Source organism: Gemmatimonadota bacterium (assembly GCA_021295815.1).
GTDB lineage: Bacteria > Gemmatimonadota > Gemmatimonadetes > Longimicrobiales > Gaopeijiaceae > JAGWBQ01.
In genome coordinates, this window is the sequence record JAGWBQ010000011.1 from 96437 (window position 1) to 118437 (window position 22001).

The 22001-nt window shown below is 66.1% G+C and carries 18 protein-coding genes; 6 read left to right on the forward strand and 12 right to left on the reverse strand.

Features of this window, described 5'->3' with window-relative positions:
- On the forward strand, window positions 1-1170 hold a 1170-nt coding region (locus tag J4G12_06275), incomplete at its 5' end, for a hypothetical protein (protein ID MCE2455415.1).
- Between the two features lie 93 nt (window positions 1171-1263).
- Here the strand turns inward: J4G12_06275 and J4G12_06280 are convergent.
- Together J4G12_06280 and J4G12_06285 are read right to left on the reverse strand one after the other, a co-directional pair.
- The gene (locus J4G12_06280) at window positions 1264-1632 is read right to left on the reverse strand and encodes a nucleotide pyrophosphohydrolase (protein ID MCE2455416.1); all 369 of its coding nucleotides are present in this window, start codon (window positions 1630-1632) and stop codon (window positions 1264-1266) included.
- A 9-nt stretch (window positions 1633-1641) separates the two neighbouring features.
- Complete coding sequence (locus tag J4G12_06285) at window positions 1642-2703, reverse strand: zinc-binding dehydrogenase (protein ID MCE2455417.1); 1062 nt, start codon at window positions 2701-2703, stop codon at window positions 1642-1644.
- Window positions 2704-2943: 240 nt separating this feature from the next.
- Here J4G12_06285 and J4G12_06290 point away from each other — a divergent pair, with 240 nt between their 5' ends.
- From J4G12_06290 to J4G12_06300, 3 genes are read left to right on the forward strand one after another with little or no spacing between them, the layout of a single operon-like run.
- Complete coding sequence (locus tag J4G12_06290; GenBank protein MCE2455418.1) at window positions 2944-5727, forward strand: prolyl oligopeptidase family serine peptidase; 2784 nt, start codon at window positions 2944-2946, stop codon at window positions 5725-5727.
- A gap of 56 nt (window positions 5728-5783) precedes the next feature.
- Window positions 5784-6122, forward strand: coding sequence for a hypothetical protein (locus tag J4G12_06295; GenBank protein MCE2455419.1), 339 nt, complete (start codon window positions 5784-5786; stop codon window positions 6120-6122).
- 17 nt (window positions 6123-6139) lie between these two features.
- Window positions 6140-6661 (forward strand): CoA pyrophosphatase, encoded by a 522-nt coding sequence (locus J4G12_06300; GenBank protein MCE2455420.1) that lies wholly within the window; start codon window positions 6140-6142, stop codon window positions 6659-6661.
- On the opposite strand, the gene gyrA is transcribed toward J4G12_06300, so the two are convergent.
- Genes gyrA through J4G12_06315 form a run of 3 tightly spaced genes read right to left on the reverse strand, consistent with a single transcriptional unit; the run spans window position 6658 to window position 11071 of the window.
- Window positions 6658-9174 carry a DNA gyrase subunit A gene (gyrA, locus tag J4G12_06305; protein ID MCE2455421.1) on the reverse strand — a complete coding sequence of 839 codons (2517 nt, stop codon included), beginning with the start codon at window positions 9172-9174 and terminating at the stop codon, window positions 6658-6660. The two genes, J4G12_06300 and gyrA, sit on opposite strands and share 4 nt — an antisense overlap.
- Entirely contained in the window at window positions 9171-9587 is a 417-nt protein-coding gene (locus tag J4G12_06310; protein ID MCE2455422.1) for a hypothetical protein, read from the reverse strand. Before J4G12_06310 ends, gyrA begins: the two co-directional genes overlap by 4 nt.
- Entirely contained in the window at window positions 9572-11071 is a 1500-nt protein-coding gene (locus tag J4G12_06315; GenBank protein ID MCE2455423.1) for an aminotransferase class I/II-fold pyridoxal phosphate-dependent enzyme, read from the reverse strand. The genes J4G12_06310 and J4G12_06315 overlap by 16 nt, the downstream gene beginning before the upstream one ends.
- 32 nt (window positions 11072-11103) lie before the next feature.
- Between J4G12_06315 and J4G12_06320 the strand changes: the two genes are divergently transcribed.
- A complete protein-coding gene (locus tag J4G12_06320; protein ID MCE2455424.1) occupies window positions 11104-11433 on the forward strand; it encodes a hypothetical protein in 330 nt (109 codons plus the stop codon).
- A gap of 351 nt (window positions 11434-11784) precedes the next feature.
- On the opposite strand, the gene J4G12_06325 is transcribed toward J4G12_06320, so the two are convergent.
- The 6 genes from J4G12_06325 to J4G12_06350 form a co-directional block, all read right to left on the reverse strand.
- Window positions 11785-12450 carry a hypothetical protein gene (locus tag J4G12_06325; GenBank protein ID MCE2455425.1) on the reverse strand — a complete coding sequence of 222 codons (666 nt, stop codon included), beginning with the start codon at window positions 12448-12450 and terminating at the stop codon, window positions 11785-11787.
- Window positions 12451-12766: 316 nt separating this feature from the next.
- A complete protein-coding gene (locus J4G12_06330; protein ID MCE2455426.1) occupies window positions 12767-13513 on the reverse strand; it encodes a phenylacetate-CoA oxygenase subunit PaaI in 747 nt (248 codons plus the stop codon).
- Window positions 13510-13764: a hypothetical protein gene (locus J4G12_06335; protein MCE2455427.1), complete on the reverse strand. Its 255-nt coding sequence runs from the start codon at window positions 13762-13764 to the stop codon at window positions 13510-13512. The genes J4G12_06330 and J4G12_06335 overlap by 4 nt, the downstream gene beginning before the upstream one ends.
- Window positions 13765-13770: 6 nt before the next feature.
- Window positions 13771-14151, reverse strand: a complete 381-nt coding sequence (locus J4G12_06340; GenBank protein ID MCE2455428.1) for a metal-sulfur cluster assembly factor — start codon at window positions 14149-14151, stop codon at window positions 13771-13773.
- Between the two features lie 11 nt (window positions 14152-14162).
- A complete protein-coding gene (locus J4G12_06345; GenBank protein MCE2455429.1) occupies window positions 14163-15113 on the reverse strand; it encodes a phenylacetate-CoA oxygenase subunit PaaI in 951 nt (316 codons plus the stop codon).
- A gap of 5 nt (window positions 15114-15118) precedes the next feature.
- Complete coding sequence (locus J4G12_06350) at window positions 15119-15418, reverse strand: metal-sulfur cluster assembly factor (GenBank protein ID MCE2455430.1); 300 nt, start codon at window positions 15416-15418, stop codon at window positions 15119-15121.
- A 366-nt stretch (window positions 15419-15784) separates the two neighbouring features.
- On the opposite strand from J4G12_06350, the gene J4G12_06355 reads away from it, so the two are divergent.
- The gene (locus J4G12_06355) at window positions 15785-20197 is read left to right on the forward strand and encodes a hypothetical protein (GenBank protein MCE2455431.1); all 4413 of its coding nucleotides are present in this window, start codon (window positions 15785-15787) and stop codon (window positions 20195-20197) included.
- On the opposite strand, the gene J4G12_06360 is transcribed toward J4G12_06355, so the two are convergent.
- Window positions 20100-21497: a M28 family metallopeptidase gene (locus J4G12_06360; protein MCE2455432.1), complete on the reverse strand. Its 1398-nt coding sequence runs from the start codon at window positions 21495-21497 to the stop codon at window positions 20100-20102. The two genes, J4G12_06355 and J4G12_06360, sit on opposite strands and share 98 nt — an antisense overlap.
- Window positions 21498-22001: the final 504 nt, after the last annotated feature.

The following is a 22001-nucleotide window of genomic DNA, read 5'->3' on the forward strand; positions in this document are numbered from 1 at the left end:
ACCTTGGCAGCAGCCTGCGATCAGGGGACCTCAACTGCTGGCGGTGGCGACCTCGCCACCACCTTCGACACCGTAGGCGTCGTCGTCCACGTCACCAACACCGGCACGCCGCCCCGATGGCAACTCACCCCGGTCGTCTCGATCGGACCCAAGTCGCTGACGGAACAGGAGACTCCCGAGGAGTTCGGTTCGGTCAGCGCCGTCGCCCTGGGTCCCGGCGAGACCGTGTTCGTTGCCGACAACATCAACCTCGAGGTCCGCGTCTTCGGTTTCGACGGCGCGCATGTGCGCACCTTCGGCCGAGCGGGTGAGGGGCCGGGTGAGTTCAGGAGCCTCTATTCTCTCGCGTGGGTCGGTGACCGGCTGGTGATCTTCGATCCCCGGCAGGGGCGCATCGGCGAGTTTTCCGCTGACGGAGAATGGCTCGGCCAGAGAAGGACCGCCGGAGGCCTAAGCGGCTCGCCCGCGTTCATTCGGTTCTTCCCCGTCGGCGCAAACGAAGTCTTCCGCTTCGCGCTCGATCCAGACCTCGGCACGGTGTATGTGGGCTTCGACAGCGATGGCGACACGGGCGATACCGTGTCCTTCCATACCGCTCCAGAGGGCCTTCCCGGGTCGATGGAGTCGATTTTCTGCACTTGGGAGGACGGGATGATCGGCCTCTATTCACACACGGTCGGAGCAAAGTGGTTGCTGCATCCGGCTTCCGGTGGCGTGATGTATTCGGCCTATGGTTATTTCTACCGGATCGCCGTCACGGAGGGCGAGAGCGATACCCTGCGGGTGATCGAGCGCACGCTGCCGCCCGAGCCGGTCCCGGACGAGGAATGGGACGCGGGCAGTGCGGAGTTCGACGAAGCCATGGAGAGGTGGCCGGACGGTTCCTGCAATCCCCGGAGCTACAGCCGGCCGGACCGGATGTCGTTCATCAACGAGATCTTCGTGTCCCCCGACGGCAAGCTATGGGTCGACGTGATCCGTAACGCAGGCAACCGCTGGGAGTTCTTCGACCCGGAGGGGCGGCTGCTCGGCAGCGTTCCCGCCGTTCCCTACAAGGAGCGCACCGCTCCCGTCTTCCGGGGCGATTATCTCGCCACGATCCGTCAGAACGACCTGGGCTTGGACCATGTGGACGTGTGGAGGCTGGAGCCGCTGTCAGAGCGAAGATAGAGTCGCACAAACCTTCGCGGCTTGGGTGCGGAGGCGACTTGGGAGCGTGCGGCCGCTTAGTCGTTCCGTTGCTCGCGCGAGTTCTCCACGCCGCTAGTTCGTGTCACCGTCGCGAGTGGACCCCGGCTGTGCGGCGGGTCCGCTCTCCGCCGCCCTCCACCGATCGCTGTCGCGCGCTTCGTACTTCCCAAGCACCTTCGTCAGAGCGTCGTCGAGGTCGATGCCCTGCTCGTTGGCTATCGCGATCAGCACGAAGAGCACATCCCCGAGCTCCAGCGCGAGATCCCCTTGCGGCTCGTCGTCTCGCTTTTTCTTAGCTCCGAAACGATGGTTCATCTCTCGCGCCAGCTCGCCGACCTCCTCGGTCAGGCGGGCCAGATTGACGAGCGGGGGCCAGTAGCCCTCCTCGAAGCGCGCGATCCACCGATCGACGCTCGCCTGGGCTTCCTTGATCTCCGTCATACCGTACCGCTAGCCCTCGCTCCGCAGGCGAGGTACCAGAACGAGCTTGCCGAAGTGCTCCCCGGCCTCGAGAATCTCGTGAGCCCTACGAGCTTCGCCGAGCGGAAGAACGCGGTCGATGACGGGAGAGATGTCTCCGTCGAATACGAGTCGCATGACCGAGCGGTATTCGTCGGGAGTCCCCATCGTGCTTCCCATGACGGTGAGCTGCTTCCAGAAGATGGCCCTCAGGTTCGTTCTGGCCCAGCCTCCGCCTGTGGTTCCGGAGGTGACGAGGCGTCCGCACCTGCCCAGGGACCGGACGCACTGTTCCCAGATCGGTTCGCCCACCGTGTCGTAGACCACGTCGACTCCTTCCTTGCCGGTGTCGCGCCATACCTCACCCGCGAAGTCCGGTGTCTCCGTGCGGTCGTAGACCGTATGCGCACCCAGTTCGCGCAGCGCCTCCGCATTCCGTTCTCCGCTGGACAGCGCGAAGACGCTGGCGCCGACTTTGGCAGCTATGGCGACCGCAGCGGTCCCGACTCCACCCGATGCGCCCGTGATCAGTACTCTTTCTCCCGGACGTAGGGCGGCCTTGGTGACGAGCGCCCGCCACGCCGTCACGAAAGTCAGACTCGCGGCGGCGGCCACGGTATCGTCGAAATTCGGAGGGATTTCCAGAAGGTTCGCCGCCGGAGCGACGCAGAACTCGGCGAACCCCCCTTGGGTGTGCTCGCCGATGATCCCAAAATTCGAGTCGGAGATGGATGTGCCCCGGTTCCTGCGGGTGTACCATCCGTAGTCGAGCGAAGGATCGACCACCACCCGCGTCCCCGGAGCGATGCCGCCGACGTGCGGTCCCAAAGCGTCCACCCGGCCCGCGATGTCCGACCCTCCGATGTGAGGCATGGGAATCTCGAGCTGAGGCAGCCCGCGTCGCATCCATAGGTCGAGATGGTTCATGGCCGAAGCGCTCACCCTTATTCTCACCTGGCCCGGTCCGGGATCGGGGACCGGGACACGACGAACGACGATCTCTTCCGGACCGCCGCATTTCTCGAAAACCGCAGCGCGCATGGTTCTTGGCACGTTTCCCCCTCGCGAAGCCACCACCGACGGACCGTCACACCATGCGACGGCTGTCTCGGCGCAATTTCACCCACGTCCGCCGTTCGGTCAAACCGAGGGGGTTTCGGTAAGCCACGTCCCCCCTGTCCCAATCCCCTGGAAGCGCCTATTCTTCTCATCCGTTCCATCCGCCGCATCGTCTCCCGCAGCCGCAGCGGCCCGGAGCCTTCCTCGGCCATCTCCCGCAGCCCCCTAGGTCCCATGAACACCCGTCCGTTCCTTCCCGCGCCGATCATCTTGGTCCTGCTCGGCCTACCCGGTTCCACGACCGGCGACGAGCTCTCCGCCCAACAGCTTCCCACGCTCACCCCAGACGACTACGGGCAATGGGAGCGGCTGGGGCGCGCGACCCTCTCTCCCGACGGCCTCTGGCTCGCCGTACAGGTTTCGCGCGTCAACGAGGAAAACGAGCTTCGGATCCGCCGCACCGACTCCGACTCGCTGGTGGCGGTCTCCTTCGGGACCAATGCCACCTTCAGCGCCGACGGCCGCTGGCTCGCCTACACCGTCGGGGTATCGCCCGACGAGCGCGAACGGATGGCCGAGCGGGACGAAACGCCGAAGACCGGCCTCGGCCTGATGGACTTGATCGCCGGGACGGTGGAGAGCATGGAAGCCGTCGCTTCGTTCACCTTCTCAGACGACGGACGCTTTCTGGCCCTCAAGCGCATCGGAAGCGAGCGCGACGTCGGCAGCAACGCGATGGTCAGAGATATGAGCTCGGGTTCGACCATCACCTTCGGCAACGTGGGCGATCTCGCCTGGCAGGACGACGGCCACCTCCTGGCGATGGAGGTCGACGCCGTGGACGATCTCGGAAACGGGATCAGGCTCTACGATGCCGGCAGCGGACGTCTGTCCATGCTGGACGCCGAGGACGCCGCCTATACCGGGCTTCGCTGGAGGGAGGACGCCGCCGACCTCGCGGTGCTGCGGGTTCACCCCGACGAGGCTTGGGAAGACACGGCCCACATGGTGCTCGCCTGGCGGGGGCTCGACCGGTCCGAGCCGGAGGTGTTCGAGCTCGACGTGGAGGCGCCGTCGGCCGCCGGAACGAGGGTTGCGGAATATCGGCCCATCGGATGGTCCGACGACGGAGACAGGATCTTCGTGGGGTTGCAGGAACGAGTTCCCGCCGAAGAGACCGAAGAAGAAGAGACCGAAGAAGAAGAGGATGTGGCCGAAGTCGGCTCGGAGGAGGACGAAGAAGACCCGCCGGGAGTCGAGATCTGGCACTCGCTGGACCTCGACCCAGTCCCTCAACAGCGGGTACGCGAGAATCAGTTGCGCCGCCGAACTCACATGGGAAGCTGGAATCTCGAATCCGGCGATTTCCTGGCCCTGGGCGGCGACCACGCCGATCAGGTCCGGGTGATAGCCGGAGGCGCTCAGCTCCTGGCACAGGACGAGACCCCCTACGACTACGACGCGCGCTTCAATCAGCAGCGTCACGACCTCTACCTCGTGAACACGGCCACCGGCGAAACCTCGCTCGTCCACGAGGCGCTCGCGACGGGGGCCTCGGCGAGTCCGGACGGCGATTACCTGCTCTGGTTCGAGGGGGAAGACTACTGGACGTACGAGATCGCCAGCGGGGAGAGGCGCAACGTCACCGCCGAGCTTCCGGGAACCTTCGTCAACCTGGACGTGACCCCGAGTCGCGAGCAAATGCCCTCGTTCGGTCAGGGTGGCTGGACCGATGGCGACGAGGAGGTGCTTCTCTTCGACGAGTTCGACGTGTGGCTGGTATCCGCCGACGGCTCCGGCGGCCGACGGCTTACCCGCGGGGCCGAGGAATCCGTCCGGCATCGCCCTGTGCGCCTCGACCCCGAGGCCGAGGCCTGGGATCCCGGCGAGCCGCTCTACTTCTCATTGAGCGGGCTGTGGACCAAGCAGTCGGGATTCGCGCGCCTGGGCGACCTCGACGACGACTCTCCGGAAGTTCTCCTCCTGGAGGACGCCTCGGTCGGCTTTCTCGTCAAGGCGTCGGATTCGGACGTCTTCGTACATACGAGGCAGCGCTGGGAGGACTCGCCCGATCTTTTCGTCACCGACGCCGATCTCGACGAGGCAAGGCAAGTGACTCGCACGAACCCTTTCCAGACCGATTACGCCTGGGGTCGTGCCGAACTCATCGACTACGAGAACGAGTGGGGCCGGCCGCTCCAGGGAGCACTCATCTATCCGGCCGACTACGAACCCGGACGCACGTATCCCCTCATCGTCTACCACTACGAGATCCTCTCGACCAGCCTCCACCGATACGTGGCGCCCGACCCGGAGAACTACTACAACACGCAGGTCTGGAGCCAGGAGGGATATTTCGTGCTGATGCCGGACATCGTCTATCGGGACAGGCGGCCCGGTCAGTCGAACGTCGAGACCATTCGCCCGGCGGTGGTGGCGGCGCTCGAGGCCGCGCCGATCGACGAGGAGAGGATGGGGCTGATCGGCCACTCGTGGGGAGGCTACCAGACCACTTACTTCGTGACGCAGGACGATCTCTTCGCGAGCGCGGTGGCGGGCGCGCCTCTCACCAACCTCATGAGCATGTACCTCTCGTTCTACTGGAACAGCGGCGGGACCGACGCGCGCATTTTCGAGATAAGCCAGGGAAGGATGCAGGTGCCGTGGTGGGAGGACTGGGACTCGTACCACGCGAACTCGCCCGTTCATCACATCGAAACCCTGAACACCCCGCTGCTGATCGAATTCGGGACCGACGACGGCGCCGTGGAGTTCAACCAGGGGGTGGAGTTCTACAACGCCGCGCGGCGGGCTGACAAGCACGTGGTGATGCTGGTCTACGAAGGCGAGAACCACGGTCTGGCGCAGGACCCCAACCGCAAGGACTACGCCTCGCGCATCCTGCAGTGGTTCGGTCACTACCTGAAGGGTGAGCCGGCTCCGGACTGGATCTCCAAGGGCGTGCCCTACATCGAGCAGAAGGACGGCCTGAAGAAGGGGCGCAGGATCATAGGTTAGCTCCCGGACCCAACACCAGACCGAACCGAGCTCTCACGGAGCAGCGGACGTCCCCGATGGCCGAGCCGTTATCCGGCCCTCCCCCAGACCAGACCTTGGGAGGGTATCTCGAGCTCCACAAGCGACCACCCGCGTTCGGGTCCGCGGAGGGCAACCACTATACCGTGGAGGTGGAGGTGGAACGGACGGGAGACCTGCGCGCACCGTATTCCGGGTACCTGGTCTTTCCGCGCTGGGCCGCGACCGGGATCGGGATCGTCGGCCATCTGGAAACCCCGATCCTGGCGCATTCACGCTCGGAAGCGGGGGTTCGAGCCGCGATCGGCGCTCTCTCGCTGCATGAAGTCCGCGCCCACCTCGAACGCGCCCTGGCCGAGCACGGGAACGAATCCTGACCCTGAAGGAGGCCGCAGTGGCGATAGTCGTTCGCCCGCCGGGAGAGATCCTGCTCGTGAGGCGAGCCGAGTCGCCCGCCGATCCCTGGTCGGGAGATGTCGCCCTACCCGGCGGGAGGCGCGAGGAGATCGACTCGTCGCTGATCGGTACGGCCCGGCGCGAGACCTTGGAGGAGACCGGACTCGACCTCCGGAGGGCAGCTCCATTGGGCGAGCTCGAGCCGGTGGCTCCCGTCTCGAAACACCTCCCCGCGCTCAGCGTCACCCCGTTCGCCTTCGAGGTGGGTGCAGGCGCCGCAGCACACCCCGCAAGTCGCGAGATCGCATCGGTGCACTGGGTGTCCGCGAGCGCCCTCGCCGACCCGGTCGCACGTTCCTTTCACGAGGTCAGACCCGGACAGCGCCGAAGGCGACCATCCCTTTCCCCGGCGACCGTCCTCAAGTACCCGTGCTACCGAGTCGACGGACTCGTGATCTGGGGACTGACCTACCGCATCCTCAAGGGCTTCGTCGAGGGTTGGCGGCCCACGGGCCGTTAGCTCAGGTCGGGTATCTGGGCCTGCTCCGCACCAAACCTGCTCGCGCCTCCGACGGATGCTCCTTCCTCCCCCTCGTCGTCATCCGCGCTCGCGATCCCGACCCGCTCCACGTAGTCGCCCGCGACGAGTCGCATGATCTGGCGACCACGTCCGCGCTTGCCTTGGATCGGCACGGCATCGAGCCTCATCGTTCCCGACTCGCCGCCACCGGTCACCAGGAGCACCGATCGGCCCGAACTTCCGTCGAGGGCGGCCGCCACGTCGTCGCCCCTGATTCCGAGGAGGGTGCCGAGCCCGCCTCTTTTCTGGAGCGGGAACTCCGTCATGGGAACCCTGCGCGCCCACCCGCCCCGAGTCACCGTCAGCAGATCGGCCCGGTGGTGAGCGAGCAACATCGCGACCACGGCATCTCCGGATTCGTCCAACGACATCGCCTTCACGCCCTGCGCCGACCTGCCCACGACGCTCACGTCGGCCTCGGAGAAGCGTATCGCGCGGCCTCGACGGGAAACCACCAGCAATTCCGAAGCCCCTCCCGAGAGCCGCACTTCCGCCAACGCGTCTCCCTCTCGCAGTCCGATGGCGATGACTCCCGTCTTGCGGGCGTTCGCGAACTCGGAGAGACGGGTGCGCTTCACCATGCCCTGGCGGGTGGCGAAGACCGCGATCCGTTCATCCTTTCCCAAGTCGCCCGCTGGCATCACCGATACGAGACGGTCGTCACGGGTCGCGCCTTCCACCAGCGAGTAAACGGACTTGCCGCGATGGGCCGCCGACGACTTCGGCACCTCGGAGACCGGCAGCACGAAGCAGTTTCCCCCCTCCGAGAACGCGACAATGTTCCCCAGGGAGCGCGCCACGAATACGCTCTCCAGGTGATCCTCGGCGTAGCTCTGCACGAGCGGCTTCCCTGACGCCATCCGCCTGCGGTAGATGTGCATGGGTATGCGCCGCACGAACCCCTTTCGGGTGAAGGTGACGACCACGTCCTCCTCCGCCAACCGCTCCTCCAGTTCGAGCTCGCCGCCGTCCTCCGGTTCCTTGTCGAGGATGACGGTGCGCCGCGGGCCGCCGTGACTCTCGACCACCTCCTGCAGCTCGTCGAGCATGACCTCGAGCTGGAGCTCCTCGGAGGAGAGCAGCTCGCGCAAGCTGTCGATCTCCGCCCTCAGCACGTCGAGCCGAGCCTCGAGCTGCACGCGTTCGAGCGCGGTGAGCCGGGCAAGCCGCATGTCGAGGATGGCTCCCGCCTGCGTCTCGCTCAGATCGAGCGCCGCCCTCAACCTGAGCGCGGCCTCCTTCCGGTTCTCGGACGAGCGGATAACGCGCACGACTTCGTCGATGCGAGCCAGAGCCGCCAGCAGTCCCTCGACGATCTCCCGTTCGGCCAGCGCCTTTTCGAGATCGTGGCGCGAACGACGTCGTATCACCTCCAACCGGTGGTCGCGGAACGCTTCCAGCAGTCCCTTCAGGGTGAAGATCCTCGGCTCGCCTCCGTCGAGAGCGAGAAGCTGAGCCCCGAAGGTGACCCGCAGGCTAGTGCTGCGGTGGAGGCGCGAGATCAGACGCGCAGCGTCGGTGTTGCGCTTCATCTCGATCACGAGACGCATGCCTTCGCGGTCGCTCTCGTCGCGCACGTCCGAGATGGCTTCGGCTCGTCCCAGCTTGACGGTGCGGGCGATCTGCTCGATCACCTTGTTCTTGGAGACGCCGTAGGGAAGTTCGTTGACCACGAGCCGCTCCTTGCTGCCGAGCGTCTCCTTCATGATCCGAGCCCTGACCTGCACGCGCCCCCTGCCCTCGGAGTACATCCCGCGAATCCCGTCGCGACCCACGATGAAGCCGCCGGTCGGAAAGTCGGGTCCCGGAACGTGGCGCATGAGGTCCCGCACGTCGCACTCGGGGTCGATCGCGAGCTGACGCACCCCGGCTGCGACCTCCGCCAGGTTGTGGGGAGGCACGTTCGTGCTCATGCCCACAGCGATACCTGCCGAGCCGTTGACGAGAAGGTTGGGGAAGCGTCCTGGGAGCACCACGGGCTCCTTGGCGCTTCCGTCGAAGTTGGGCTGAAAGTCGACGGTCTCCTTGCGCACGTCGTCGATGAGCTCTACGGCGACGGAAGCCAGGCGCGCCTCGGTGTAGCGGTAGGCGGCTGCGGGATCCCCGTCGATCGACCCGAAATTGCCTTGACCGTCGATCAGCGGGATGCGCAGCGAAAACTCCTGTGCCATGCGCACGAGGGCGTCGTACACTGCGGAGTCGCCGTGCGGGTGGTACTTTCCCAGGACGTCGCCGACCACGGTGGCGCTCTTCTTGTACGGCCGTTCCGGGAGCAAGCCGAGCCCGTACATCGCATAGACGATGCGTCTGTGCACCGGCTTGAGGCCGTCACGCGCGTCGGGAAGCGCTCTCTGCACGATCACGCTCATCGAGTAGTCGAGGAAGGACTCGCGCATCTCCTCCTCGAGAAGCCGGGTGAGAATCCGTTCGCCCGCCGAGGCTCCGTGGCTCATGCCCGAACCGGCTGGGTCTGCTGACCTTCCACGACGAGGGAGATCGACAGATGATGTTCGCCATCGACATCGACCGCGAACGCGTACAGCCCCGGCTTATGGAAGACGAGCCCGTCGAGATTCAGGATGTGCGGCACTCGGAAGACGCCCCCCACGGCAGGGCCGGAAGGGCTGATCTGGACCTTTCCGTCCACCCGTACGATCTGTTCGCCGTCGGGCCCTTGCAGCGTGATGTTCACCCGGTGACGTCCCGCCTCGCTGATGGGCGCCGCGAACCGGAGGATGAGCACCATGCGAGGATGGCGCGCGGGAAAGGACATCGTGGCGATGCGATCGAAGACGCCGAGCAGGTTGAGCTTCCCGTGGCGGTCGAGATTGGCGGCGTCGGCGAGGAGAGCTAGGTCGATTTCCATTGGCTCGCTTGGAGTTCGGGGTCGGAGCTGGTGTGCATGTCCTTGGCTACCGCCTCCCTTCCAAATCGTTCGATCCGTTCCAGTGTCGCGCGCACGTCCTCCCAGGTGGTCGTGTGATTGACGATGCACATCCTGAGGGAATAGACGCCGCGCAGTCGGGTCGAGGCCATCATCGCGATCCGGTCGCTTACGATTCGCGACTGCACCTGGATGTTCAGCCGCTCAAGAACCGATTCCGGAAGGTCGGATCCCCGAGGGTTGACCCGGAAGCAGACCGCGCCCAGGGAGGCGGGGTTGGCCACCTGGAGCACCTCGCTACTCTTCACCCAGGCCTCGGCGCGGCGCGCGTACTCGATGCCGCGTCCGACCGCGTCCCGGAAAGCGTTGAGCCCGAAGCTCTGGATCGACATCCATATCTTGAGGGCGCGGAAGCTCCGAGAAAGCTGGAGTCCGCGGTCACCGAAATTCGGGTGATCCTGCCCCCACGCAGTGTCTTGGAGATACTCGGGACGGACCGCGAAGGCGTTCTCCAGGGTGCGGACGTCCTTCACCATGACGCAGCCGGCCTCGAAGTTCTGGAAGAGCCACTTGTGGCAGTCCATGGCGATCGAGTCGGCGCGCTCCAACCCGGACAGGGCTTGTCGTCCCGCGTCCGAGAGAACCGCAAACCCTCCGTAGGCGGCGTCCGCGTGGAGCCAGATCCCTTCGGCCTCGCAGAAATCGGCTATCGCGTGCATAGGGTCGACGGCGCCGGTGTTGGTGGTGCCCGCGTTGGCGCAGACGGCGATGGGGTTGATGCCCCCGGCACGGTCGGCGGCCACCATCTTTTCCAGCTCGGCCATGTCCATGCGGAAGCGCCCGTCGCTTGGCACCATGCGGACCAGGTGGGGCCTAACGCCTATGATGCGGGCCGCCCGCAGAAGGGCGGTGTGGGACTGATCGCTCATGTAGACGCTTGCGTCCCTGGGGTAGCCGGCGTGCTCGCGAGCGGCGACGAATCCGTCGAGCGACGCTGCGGAACCGCCGGAGGTGAGAAGGCCGCCTGCGGTCTCGGGGTAGCCGATCCATTGCCGGAACCAGTCCAGCACGACCAGCTCCACCATGGAGGGCGCGGCCCCTCCAAGCCACGTGCCCACGAAAGTGTTGAACCCCGCCGCCAGATACTCCCCCATCACCCCGGGCCAGGTCGGACCGCCCGGTACGAAGGCGAAGAAACGGGGGTGGTCTACCCGTCCCGCCACAGGTAGAACGTCCCGTACCGCCCGCTCCATGACCTCTTCCGGCGGGCGACCCTCCAGCGGGGGGTCCTCTCTGAGCAGGGCTTCCATCTCGGCGCGTCCGGCTCCCTTCCATGCCGCCTCGTCGGGCAGCGCCTTCATGCGTTCGATGATGTGATCGGTGGCCTGCGCCGCCAGTCTGCGCATGTGGTCGGGAGAGAGGCTCAGGCCTCCCGGAGCGATCGGCCCTTCCGTTCCGTCCGTCATCGTCTTAATATGTCCCCATGCAAACCGAAGCCATGTCCGGCGCCGGCTACCGCTTCGCGGTCGTCGACGCCCTGGACGCACCCCATGACGGGCGCATCCTGCGCCTTCGTCTCGTGTCCGGCGAAGCCCCTCGACTCGGCAGGCTCAAGAGCCGCGAGCTGGTCGCCACCTCTCCGACGGGCAGAATCTGCCGGCTGTCCGTGAAGGACTTCGCGGTGCTCGGCGGCAAGGTTCGTCAGGAGCGCTTCAGGAAGGAGCGCCAGATCACCGTCCGGGTACGCGAAATAGACCAAACAGGTCCGGTAGGGTTGAAATGGGAGGTGCGGGCCGCCACCTCCCGCGAGATGAGCGGAGGCGGCTGACGGGCCGAAGAGTCCACCGGCCCTGCGGTTCATGCTCGCCGGGCCTGGAAACTCTGAGGAGGAACCCATGGCTGTTCTCGACGGTGTGCTCCTATTGCTGGCCCTGGCTGCAATGGGTGGGACAGTTGTCGGATTTTTTTGGGTCCTTTCTCACTGCGTGCCCGTGGGGAAGGTTCTCGGAAAGGGTATCGGGGAACACATGATGAGGCAGGCAGAAGAGGGAACGCCGTATGCCCGCATGGGAATGCTACGCCGCATTGGGTTGTCGCCGCAGCTTCACGCGGAGTTTGCGGAGGCGGTAATCCACGTCTACGGGGCGGCCAATGCGGACCGCAAGCGGTCGAGTCCCGGTCAGTTCGAGCGCAGTCCCGGGGGTTCGCGGTTGAAGGTGGAGAGGAACCACTCGCGGTAGGCGTCGGTGGCTCCCGGATTCGCCCTCGCCCACTCCACACGCTCTCTGGCGAACTCCGAAGGCCGCGCCGTGAAAATGAACGCGTCGAGGTGGCCGGCCTCGTCGGCGTATACGAGTTCGTCGAGCGGTCCGAAGGGGTCGGCCCCAAAGACGGTCCGTGCCAGCATCCAGGCCCGAGCGCACCTCCTGAGGATGGCCCGCTCCAGCTCGTAGCCCGTAGCAGAGGAAGCTTCCGGGAGCCATTCCTCCAGCCGCCCCATGCGATCCATGAGACGGAGATGCGCGTAGGCTAGCTGGATGGACTGCGAGAAGGGCGACCTGGGGTTGTAGCTCGCCCAGGCGGTATCGCCCTCGATGCGGTGTCCCGACCACGGATAGGCCTCGTCGGTGGACGGGCCGGCGATAATGAGGAAGGTCGGATCCTCCTCGATGTTTCTCTGGGAGCTCACGAACCACTCGTGAACCTCCACCATCTCGTCGTAGTCCGCATGCAGACGCTCGCCCGAGAAAATGACCACCGGTCGAGGGTCCGGCAGGCGTGGTCCGGCACCGGCGCAGGCGGTGGTGACCGGCAGGAGAAACGCCGACAGTCCGCAGATGATCACGCGCGAGCGACGAGAGAGCCGAAGCGGCTCGCGAGCAAGGCGCGATGAAGGGTGACGGGCTGTAGACACCCGAGGATTGCGGGCGGCTGTTGTCGGAAGGCGGCGGGTCAGCGCCATTTCATCACCTCGAACGGGGAGTGGCAGGAGCGGCACCAGAAGGAGCTCACCGAGGCGTGCGGGCCGAAGGCGTTTGCGAGCTCCGTTTCTCTCTTGTCGCAGAATGGGCATGGGGGCGATTCAGGTAGTGCGGGCGGAGCCGGGAGTCCCTCCGGCGAAGGCGCCGATTCGGCGGGGAAGGTGCAGCCCGAGCGATCCGTCATCTTACGAACAGGGCCCGATTCAGGTCCCCGCGGGCTCGGACCACCGCCTCGTCCGCAGGCGCTCCCGGACCTCTTCCTCGCCCGCTGTCCCACTCCGAAGCGGGATTCACGGACTCGATCGCCACGCCGCACTCGGCAACCAGAGGTCCGACGTCGGCCGCGAAGGTGTCAAGTTGCACCTTGGGTGACGATGTGACCTTCGCATCGACCACACTGCGACGCTCCTCGTCAACCGTGCCCAGCCATGCCAGAACCGCCGGGAGCTGCTCTTCGGTAGCTCTCCTGAGAAGCGCCCCGCCCCGTTCGGACGAGGCCAGACGCCGGTACCAGGCCGCCCCCAAGGGCGCGTGGTACTCTTCCTCGGCGAGCATCTTGGGAACCCGGGAACGGGCGAGCTCGAACCCGCCCTCGGCGAAACCCTTGAGCGCGACGCTCAGCGCGCCGTCCGCGAGCACCATGGTCGCCACCAGACTCGGCCAGTCGGCCGCCGCCTCGTCGAGCACGTCGATATTCGCGTACTCCGCGGCCGGGCGGTCCCGCTCCGCCTGATCGGGGTCCTCGTCCAGCTCCTTCAGCATGGCGTAAATGAGCCGGGCGTGTCCCCACTCGTCCTGAGCCATCGACGCCAGCGAGATGTCGGTCTCGAGCGAGGGCGCCCCGATGGTCCAGTCCGAATAGCGGATGCCGAGAAGGCGTTTCGAGTCGGCGAGGCCTACGATCAGCCGGCGGAGGGGCGGGTTCATCGCACGCTTCCGGACCGGGTGTCGGAGCCCGAGCCGGCACCGGAATCGAAACCGGCGCCCCACCGGTTCACCGCGACGAGCTTGTCGCGCCGCACCACGACCATCTCGAACCACTTCTCCTCCGAGTACGTGGTCCAGGCATGGATCCTGGCGGTCTCGTCGTCGAAGGCGTCCACCCAGCCGATGTGGAACAGGCGATCCCCGCGGGCCTTCCGGGCGAAGACTTCGTAAACGTGCTCGCGCAGGTCCACGGTCCGCTAGACGCCCACGCCGGAGCTCTTGAGCTTGGCTCGTCCGCTTTCCGTGATGCGGGCGCTAGTCCACGGTGGACTCCAGACCTCGTCGATGCGCACTTCGTCGACCCACGGCTCCTGTTCGAGCCGGTCGGAGATGTCCTCGCGGATGAAGTCCATGCACGGGCAGCCGGTAGCGGTATAGGTGATCATCACCCGCACCGTTGCCGAGTCGACCTCGACACCGTAAACGAGACCCAGCTCGACCAAAGAGATGGGCAGCTCGGGATCGAGCACCTCGTCCAAGGCTCCCCACACGGCCGCTTCGCGCTCCGCCGGTGCGACTTCGCGGGGCGGCGACCAGGCGTCCCTGCCGCCGCCAGCCGGGATCGGCGGTGCGGGCATGGCAATGGGATTCACGCCGCAGCGGCTCCGTCGAACCAGTCCGCAACGCTCCTCCGCGATCTCTGCACGGCTTCGACGTAGGCCTCGTTCATCGGTCCGCGACCCTTCCAGCGAGCGAAGACTTCGTTCCAGGAGATCTCGCCCTCGCCGAACAGCCAGCGTTTGGCCTCGGGGTCGTAGGCGCAAGGGAAAGGGTAGTCGAGCACGTACTCGCCGCTCACCGCTCGGTGCGCGGGGACCGAAATGCCGAGACGCTCGCAGAGCGGAACGGTGGAGCTCATCCAAGTCTGTCGAAGCTGGTCGTTGGTGAGGCCCTTGAGCCGGTAGTCGAGCTGGCCGGAGTGGCGCTTCCGGTCGTCGGGCAATCCGAACCACTCGAGCGTCATCGGGAACATCCAGTCGACGGCGCGCTGAAGCATGGCCCTCGCCTCGCCACCCGCCTTGGAAAGTCTGCGCATCCACACCTCGCCGTGGCGAAGATGGAAGGTTTCCTCAGCGTCGATCTTCACTAGGGCGCGCTTGAGGGGTCCGTAAGAGGTGTTCCGGTGCACGTCCGAAAGGAGGCAGATGCCGGCGCGGTCGTAGAAGCCGTTCGCTACGACGAGCTCCGCCCAGTTGTCGAGGGGCTGGTCGAATCCGTAGGGGTGCTTGAACTCGTGAGGTTGCCTGCCGTAGACGAGGTGCTCCTTGGACTCGCCGATGTCTTCCAGAAGCCGGTAGGCGATGTTCGCGTGCGCCAGTTCGTCCTGGATGATGGCGTGAGCGCTGACCTGTGTGTTGGTCGAAGGAGCGTGGCGCGCGGCGCGCCAGTACGCGGGAGCGCTGATGAGCTCGGTGTCGGCCTGAACCGTGAGCTGGACGCGGAGGGCGTCGCGGTATCCCGGGGTCATCTCGTCGGGCGACTCCAGGATGTGGCCGCTCTGCACTTTGGCGATCAGCTCGTCTTCGATGCGGGCCGACATGTATGTCAGAGTCCGATGGATGCGCGGATTAGCGGGTTGATCCGCTCGGGCGTCCAGGGTGGATCGAAGGTTATCTCGACGCTGGCTTCATCGACGCCGTCCACGCCCTCGATGGCTGCCTTGACTTCGTCCGCTATCTGGCCGGCGACCGGGCAGAAGGGCGAGGTCAGCGAGATGGTGGCGTCCACCTTTGCTTCGGCGATTTCGATGTCGTAAATGAGACCGAGAACCACGAGGTCGAGACCGAGCTCCGGGTCCTTCACCTTGCGCAGGGCCTTGCGAATTTCCTTCTCTGTGGCGGGCATTGTAGGAGGCTGGGGGCGCTTAGGCGCGATCGGTCCTCGATGCGAAAGCGAAGAGGGACGCGCGGCAGAACCCAGACCCCTGAGAACCCCGCCGGTTCCGGCTCCGCGGTGGCGGAACCGCCTTCTCCTCGAGAGCCTCGGCCTCTTCCAGCGAGCTGACACCGATCACAGATGGACAGTCGTCGCGCGTTTAACGATGTTCCGGTGGAAGGTGGGCTGGGGGGCGGTCGGGCGGGAGGCGATCTCCTTCATAACGATCTCGGTTGGTGTACCAAAAACGCTCGCTATCGCGCCTTGGCCGCACACGACGCTTCGCCCGCTCCCGCCGTCGTGCGGGTTTCGCTGCGGGCTGCTATGATTCGCTCCATGAAGCGAAACCTGCTCCCCGCCTTGCTGGGGCTGTCCCTGGGTCTTTCACCTGGTCCGAGCTCCGCCCAGAACCCCGACCTCGTCGACGTATTCGAGCCTGGCGGCGGGTTGGTGGCCGACCTGAACGGCGACGGCGCGGTGGACTTCGTCACCGCGGCGCTCGTCCTCGGCGGCTCACCTTCCGCCTCGGAGCTCGCTGCGGCCGCCGAGATTTCCGCGCGCCTGGGCTTCGAAACGTCGTCGCTCGACATTCCGATCTCTCGCTGGGAAGCCGGGAGCGACAGCGCCGGTGGGAACGACGGCCTCCGCATCGTGATCGGCAGGAGCGGGCTCGCCGCCAGCGGCCTGATCCGGCCCGGAATCGACCCTCTCTCGCTCGATCCCGGCGAGGGGTCGGTCTCGCTGGTGGAGGAGGACGGGCGGAGCTGGCTGATCGTGGTGGGTGGCGATGACGCCGGTCTGCTCGCGGCTGCTCGGCTGTTCGCGGGGGTCCTGCCCCACGTCCGCAATCTCTCGTCTCCGGGACTCTCCGCAGTGCGCGCAGACCTCGAGTCCGCTTTGGCACAGGAAGACGACGAGGAGATCCGCATCAGGGTAGGCGGCGCTCGGGCGAGGACAGGCACGGAGGGCGTTTCTCTTGTCGTCGCCGACCTGGCCCTCCCCGGGGCGGAGATCGCAGAAGCCGTCGCCGCTCTCGAAAGGATCCAAGGAGATGGCGACGAGGAGTCCGATTCAACCGCTGCGGAAGAGCGAGCGCCGCTCGCTTACCGAGGGCTGGGAGGAGTGGCGGTGCGGATCGCGGACGAGGGAGACGCCGCCGCGCGGCCCGCCACAGTCGTGCGCCTTGCCGGGCGAGCCGACCCTGTGGCTCCGGGTCCGGTGCCGGGACGTCCGGGAGCTGGCGGCAAGGGCGGCCTCGACCTCTCCAACCTCTACACCTCCGACGGTCTGCTCGGAGGTGGGGCCATCCCCTCCCGCACCGAGACCGTGCTCGTGCCCGGAGCGAACGGCAGCGACGGTCTCCCCGACCTCGGCGCGCGTCTCGGCCTCGAGTCGACCGGACTGGTGCTTCCGCTCGCAGTCCCGGCCGACGCGGTCGAAAGCCCCGGATCCCTGCCGACGCTCATCCTCACCGGGACTGCGGACAGCAACGCTCACATCGGGAGTCTGGCGGACAGCGGCAAGGTCCGCACCGACTCGCTTGATCCCGGCGAGGGGCTGATCCAGCTCGTTCCCGACGCCTTCGGCGGCAAGTCGGCGCTCGTCGTCACCGGGATCGACGCAGCAGGCGCGGAACGGGCCCTCTCCCAGGCCGCCCGTACCTTCCCCAACATCTCGGAACGCGGCGACGACCGGCCCAGGATCGGTGACGTGGAGCGCGCCCTTTGGGACGCTCTATCGGGACACTCGCCGCTTGGGCAGGCCGCCATCGGGCTCTACAAGCTCGACCGGATGCTCGACGAGCTCGCCCGGAACGGGTCGCCCGGTGACACCGCGAACGCCGGCGACGAGCCCGCCACCTGGGAACGCGCCCGCGTGCTCTTCTCGGTGGAGAAGGCGGCGGACGGCCTGGGCGACCATGTGCGCGAACGCGTCACCTCAAGGCTCGGTCTGGTAACGGAGAGCGTCGAGGTGGTGGTCGACGACCGGGACGTGCAAACCGCAAGCACGATTTTCGTGGAGGACTCCGTCTTCCCGGGCGAGACGGATCGCTTCTGGGAACGCTTTCGGGAAGCCGTTCTCCCCCAAGTCGCCTCAGGAAGCGCAATAAGGGTGCGCGCCCGGCTCAGCGAGCCGCCCGAGCTCCGGCGGAGGATCGCCGCGCAGGCTCTCCGGGAGCTGGCAGAGGCGGGAGCCGACCCCGAAGCGAGTTCGGTGGAGGTTCTTTCCGCCTTCAAGCAGGGCTACTACTGGCTCACCGAATCGGTGCGTCCCAAGTTGGAGGAGATGCGGGCCGACGGACGCGAGATCGGCGAGATCCTGATCCGGTTCCGCCGGAACGAGCCGCCCGCCGAGTGGCCGCAACAGGCCATGCACACACCGGTCAGGTGGCTCCACGAAATATTTCCTGTCGACGAAGCGCTCGCCCGGGACATGGGGCTGGACCTGGAACGCATCCGCTTCGAGCAGACCGAGAGCGGACCTACCTATGAAGTGGTCGTCGCGGACACGAGCGGGGAGCTCCTCCTCACCCGGAGCTTCGATCCCCACCTGGTTCTGCGCCCCTACTTCGACCGCTTTCGGGATTACGAGCGCGTCAGAGTCACCACCGGGTGGCTCTCCGCATCGGTCGGCGAGGGTGAAACCGTCCGGATGATCGTGGACGAACGCATCCCCACGGATGCCGAGACTTTCTGGGACCACTACCAGAGCCACGTCCTGACCGCGATCTACGACCACGTGATGGAGCTCCACGACGGGCTTCCGCTCGGCGGGTCCGCCGATGCCCCCTACTTCGGTGAGCTTACCGTCGAGCTGGAGATGAGCGAACCCGACTATCGGCTTGAGATCGACAACGAGATCCACTCCCCCATGGACGCGCTCCACGAGGAGATCTACTTCGGCACTCTCGAGTTCTTCGACCTGATCGGGCGCAATTCGCGCGGGCAGGGGCTCACCTTCCCAGGGCGCGTGATTCCGGTGATGCGCCCGGTCGCCGACGGAGAGCCGCCGAAGATGAGGGTGAGCTTCACCGGCTTCAAGACCTCGCGGCCTGCGGTGATCGTCACGGTCGTGAGCGCGAACGACTCCACCGAGAAGCGGCTCGACATTCCTAAGAGCTCTCTCGACCGTCCGTCCGCCCGACTTGCCAAGGTGGTCGCCGGTGAACCGGGCCTCGCCCACCTCGCCCTTCGCGTCGAGGTCGATACCGAGGTCGATCTCCGGGACAGCCTCATCACGGTCGCTTCGCCGCTCGCGGTCGATCGTTCGATGGTGTCGGCGGAGCAGATCGAGAGCTCCCTCGCCGAGATGGAAGCGCTCCGGGCGGCCGGGTTCTACACCGACGAACTGGCGTTCCCCGATTTGGGGGAGATCGAGGTCTGGGCCGAGTGGAGCCATGAGCCGGACCCCGAGTCGCGTCGCGCCGCGACCTTGGCGGCGAACGGTGAACCACCGCCGCACCCGGACTGGCGGACGTTGCTGGCCGAGGGCTGGAGCTATTCGGGTGAGCGACTCGTCCAGTGGGACACGCCCATGCCGCCGCCCGAGGGGCACCGCGTTCTGGCCGAGATGGCCGACGCGTTCGACGAGGTGACGATGTACCGGATCGGGCGTTCGTACCTCGGCAAGGACATTTGGGCGGCCGACCTCACGTCGCCGATCTCCGGCAGCCATTTCTCGAGGGCCAAGGCGAGCGTGCAGAAGCCTACCGTGATCTATTCCGCACGTGAACACGCCAACGAGGTCTCTTCCACCAGCCACGTGCTCCGGCACGCCGAGCTTCTGCTGACCGACCCCGAACAGCGGGCCAAGCTGGATCGAGTCAACGTGATCGTCCACCCCTTCACCAACCCGGACGGGGCGCAGCTCGCCTACGATCTCTTCCGCATCACCCCCGACTTCATCCTCCACGCAGGCTACCTCGGCTCGCTGGGTCAGGGCGCCACCAGCGGCGGGAGCGACCCTCACCCGATCTATCCCGAGGCGGCGGTGCGGCAGCGACTCTGGGAGATGTGGACGCCCGACGTCTTTCTCAACCCGCACGGGTACCCGTCGCACCAGGTGGTGCAGCTCTTCAGCGAATACTCCGGACTCGTGCGCCGCGGCCGAGTCACCGAACGCAACTGGGGCCTCAACAAGGGCTGGTTCATGCCCGGGTTCGGGTACGTCGACAGCCCGAACTTCCCTCGCCACAAGGACGCGGCCTTCTCGATCCGCGGATACGTCACCGAGGGCATCAACTCGAATCGCGACGTCTTCGAGATGAATCAGCGCACGTACGAACGCTACCGCAGGTACGGTGCGGCCTTCGACCCCGAGGTGTTCCGGCTGCCCATGATCGACAGCGTCATGATCCACATGCCGCTCAAGGGTTCGTCGGGAGGAGGAGGCGGCGGCTACGACCCGGCCATAACCATCTGGAGCGGGATCACCGAAGCGCCGGACGAGACGGCTTACGGTCCGTGGTTGGAGCTCGTCGCCAAGGCCGGGCTATCGTGGGATCAGGCGATCTTCGACTATCTCCATGACGGCGACCACGAGGTCAAGCGCTCGGGCTCTTCCTTCTTCGGTGGCGTGTCGCTGAGAATCGATCGGGCGCGGCCGCCCGAGGTCGATCCGGAGGAGTCCGAACCGGAAGACTCGGCAAACGCTACCTCCGCCTCGGAATCTGTCCCTGCGGGAACGCCACCAGGCTCTCGTTCCCGTCGTGGCCGACGGCGGCTACCCCGAAGAGATAGTTGTCGATGACGAGGCCGTCGAAGGTGTGGGTCGTGACGTCCCCGACCCATCGCGACCACTGCCACTGGGGCTCCGTGGTCTCCCGCCAGTAGACCTTGTAGCCTGCCGTTCGCGGATCTTCGACGGGATCCCAGGTCAGTGTGGTGGAAGGTCGGACCGCGCCGCCGACGAGGACGCCTGAAGGAGCCGGTGGCGCCCATGCGAGCTGGGCCAGCGTGGCTGCGTTCAGCGCGGTGAGCTTGGCCGCATAGTCGAAGTTCACGCCTTCGATCACGTCTCCGTAGGCGATTCCGTTCTCGACCCGGATGTTCTGGTGCTGACGAGTGTAGTTCTCGTGCGTCTCCATGATGCGCACGCCGGCGAAACCCAGGTCGTTGAACGGTCTGTGATGGCCGCCGCGACCGAAACGATCGAGCCGATAGATCATGATCGGGTCCAGGTTCGGAATGAACCGGTCGGCGGTGCGCGCGACGTACCGGGCGAGCTGGCGCGACGGCCCGTCCACCTCGCCCCCGAAGACTCTGTAGCGCGCCCGTTGCCGGTCGGAGTCGGTGACGGGCGTGGGTTCGGAAAAAACGCGGAAAGTGTTGTTCTCGATCACGCCGTCCACGCCCTCGATGTTGCCGATCATGTCGTTGTTGAGAACGCCGACGATCTCCCACCCCCGCTCACGAGCCTCTTCGGCCACGTGGCGTCCGCCCCAGAGTCCCTGCTCCTCGCCGGAAAGCCCCATGAGGATCACCGAATTTCCGAACTCGTGGTCCGCGAGCAGCCTGGCCGCTTCGATGGCGCCGGCCATGCCCGAGGCGTTGTCGTTGGCCCCCGGAGCGTCGCTCTCCCCGTCGGAGCCGCTCGACGCCCGCGAATCGATGTCTCCCGACATGATCACGTAGGTGTCGGGATTTACCGTGCCCCGCTTGATGGCGAGAATGTTCACCACCCACGTGGTGTCCGGAACCGGCACTATGCGTCTCAGGTCGACCACGTCGTAGCACCCGTCGCATCCGGCCGAGATGCGCTCGAACTCGGCTTGGATCCAGCGCCTGGCCGCGCCGATTCCCCGCGTCTCGGAAAGGGTGTCGGAGAAGGTGTTCCGGGTTCCGAAGCCCGCAAGTCGCCGGATGTCCGCCTCGATGCGCTCGGCGGAAACCGCTTCGACGATTTCGTAGACCCGAAGATCGACCTGAGGAGGCGCCTGTGCTGCGGATTGGGCCGACGCACGGTCGGGTGCGCCGATTCCGGCAAAGGTGATCGCGAGAGCGACGAGGGCGGCTGAGACGCGGGCGGCGAACGGGCGGGCTGGTGACATGGGCAGCCGGGGTTTAGCCCGTTTCCCTGTCAACGATCGCGGGCCCTCTTCTCCTCCTCCGGAACGATACTCTTCAGCAGTCGTTCGTCGCGCCCCTTGAGACATATCCTCTACCATTCCAAAGACCTTACACAAAGCTCCACGGCATCTGCTTACCATTCGAGCCCTCCCCCCTTAAGGTGCCACGCCTCGTGCACTGCGGTCAAGAGGAGCTCTCGGTCTTGCAAACCGGACTCCAAGACCGCAAACCCGGGACGGTCGGGGTCATTACTGGGTCGTGCCCAACCGGTAACTCCGTCGTTTCGGGTACCCCAACCTAGATTCGAATCCGCGAGCATCATGCCCATAGCATCCTTGCCGTCGTTGCAAAACGATCCACTTGCCCAAGTAGCCGCCTCCTTAAGATCGTGAATGCGCCGGCAGTCTGGACCTGCCCCGCTTTCACGGACGGTTGGTTTCTGTGGTTGATGGTGTCTGATGTGGTTTCTTTTCTCGCTCTTCCAA

Bases quoted from the DNA above. Each gene is read 5' to 3' on its own strand.
- J4G12_06280 (MCE2455416.1), bottom strand. From the start codon at position 1,632: ATGACGGAGATCAAGGAAGCCCAGGCGAGCGTCGATCGGTGGATCGCG.
- J4G12_06290 (MCE2455418.1), top strand. From the start codon at position 2,944: ATGAACACCCGTCCGTTCCTTCCCGCGCCGATCATCTTGGTCCTGCTC.
- J4G12_06295 (MCE2455419.1), top strand. From the start codon at position 5,784: ATGGCCGAGCCGTTATCCGGCCCTCCCCCAGACCAGACCTTGGGAGGG.
- gyrA (MCE2455421.1), bottom strand. From the start codon at position 9,174: ATGAGCCACGGAGCCTCGGCGGGCGAACGGATTCTCACCCGGCTTCTC.
- J4G12_06310 (MCE2455422.1), bottom strand. From the start codon at position 9,587: ATGGAAATCGACCTAGCTCTCCTCGCCGACGCCGCCAATCTCGACCGC.
- J4G12_06315 (MCE2455423.1), bottom strand. From the start codon at position 11,071: ATGACGGACGGAACGGAAGGGCCGATCGCTCCGGGAGGCCTGAGCCTC.
- J4G12_06320 (MCE2455424.1), top strand. From the start codon at position 11,104: ATGTCCGGCGCCGGCTACCGCTTCGCGGTCGTCGACGCCCTGGACGCA.
- J4G12_06330 (MCE2455426.1), bottom strand. From the start codon at position 13,513: ATGAACCCGCCCCTCCGCCGGCTGATCGTAGGCCTCGCCGACTCGAAA.
- J4G12_06340 (MCE2455428.1), bottom strand. From the start codon at position 14,151: ATGCCCGCACCGCCGATCCCGGCTGGCGGCGGCAGGGACGCCTGGTCG.
- J4G12_06345 (MCE2455429.1), bottom strand. From the start codon at position 15,113: ATGTCGGCCCGCATCGAAGACGAGCTGATCGCCAAAGTGCAGAGCGGC.
- J4G12_06350 (MCE2455430.1), bottom strand. From the start codon at position 15,418: ATGCCCGCCACAGAGAAGGAAATTCGCAAGGCCCTGCGCAAGGTGAAG.
- J4G12_06355 (MCE2455431.1), top strand. From the start codon at position 15,785: ATGAAGCGAAACCTGCTCCCCGCCTTGCTGGGGCTGTCCCTGGGTCTT.
- J4G12_06360 (MCE2455432.1), bottom strand. From the start codon at position 21,497: ATGTCACCAGCCCGCCCGTTCGCCGCCCGCGTCTCAGCCGCCCTCGTC.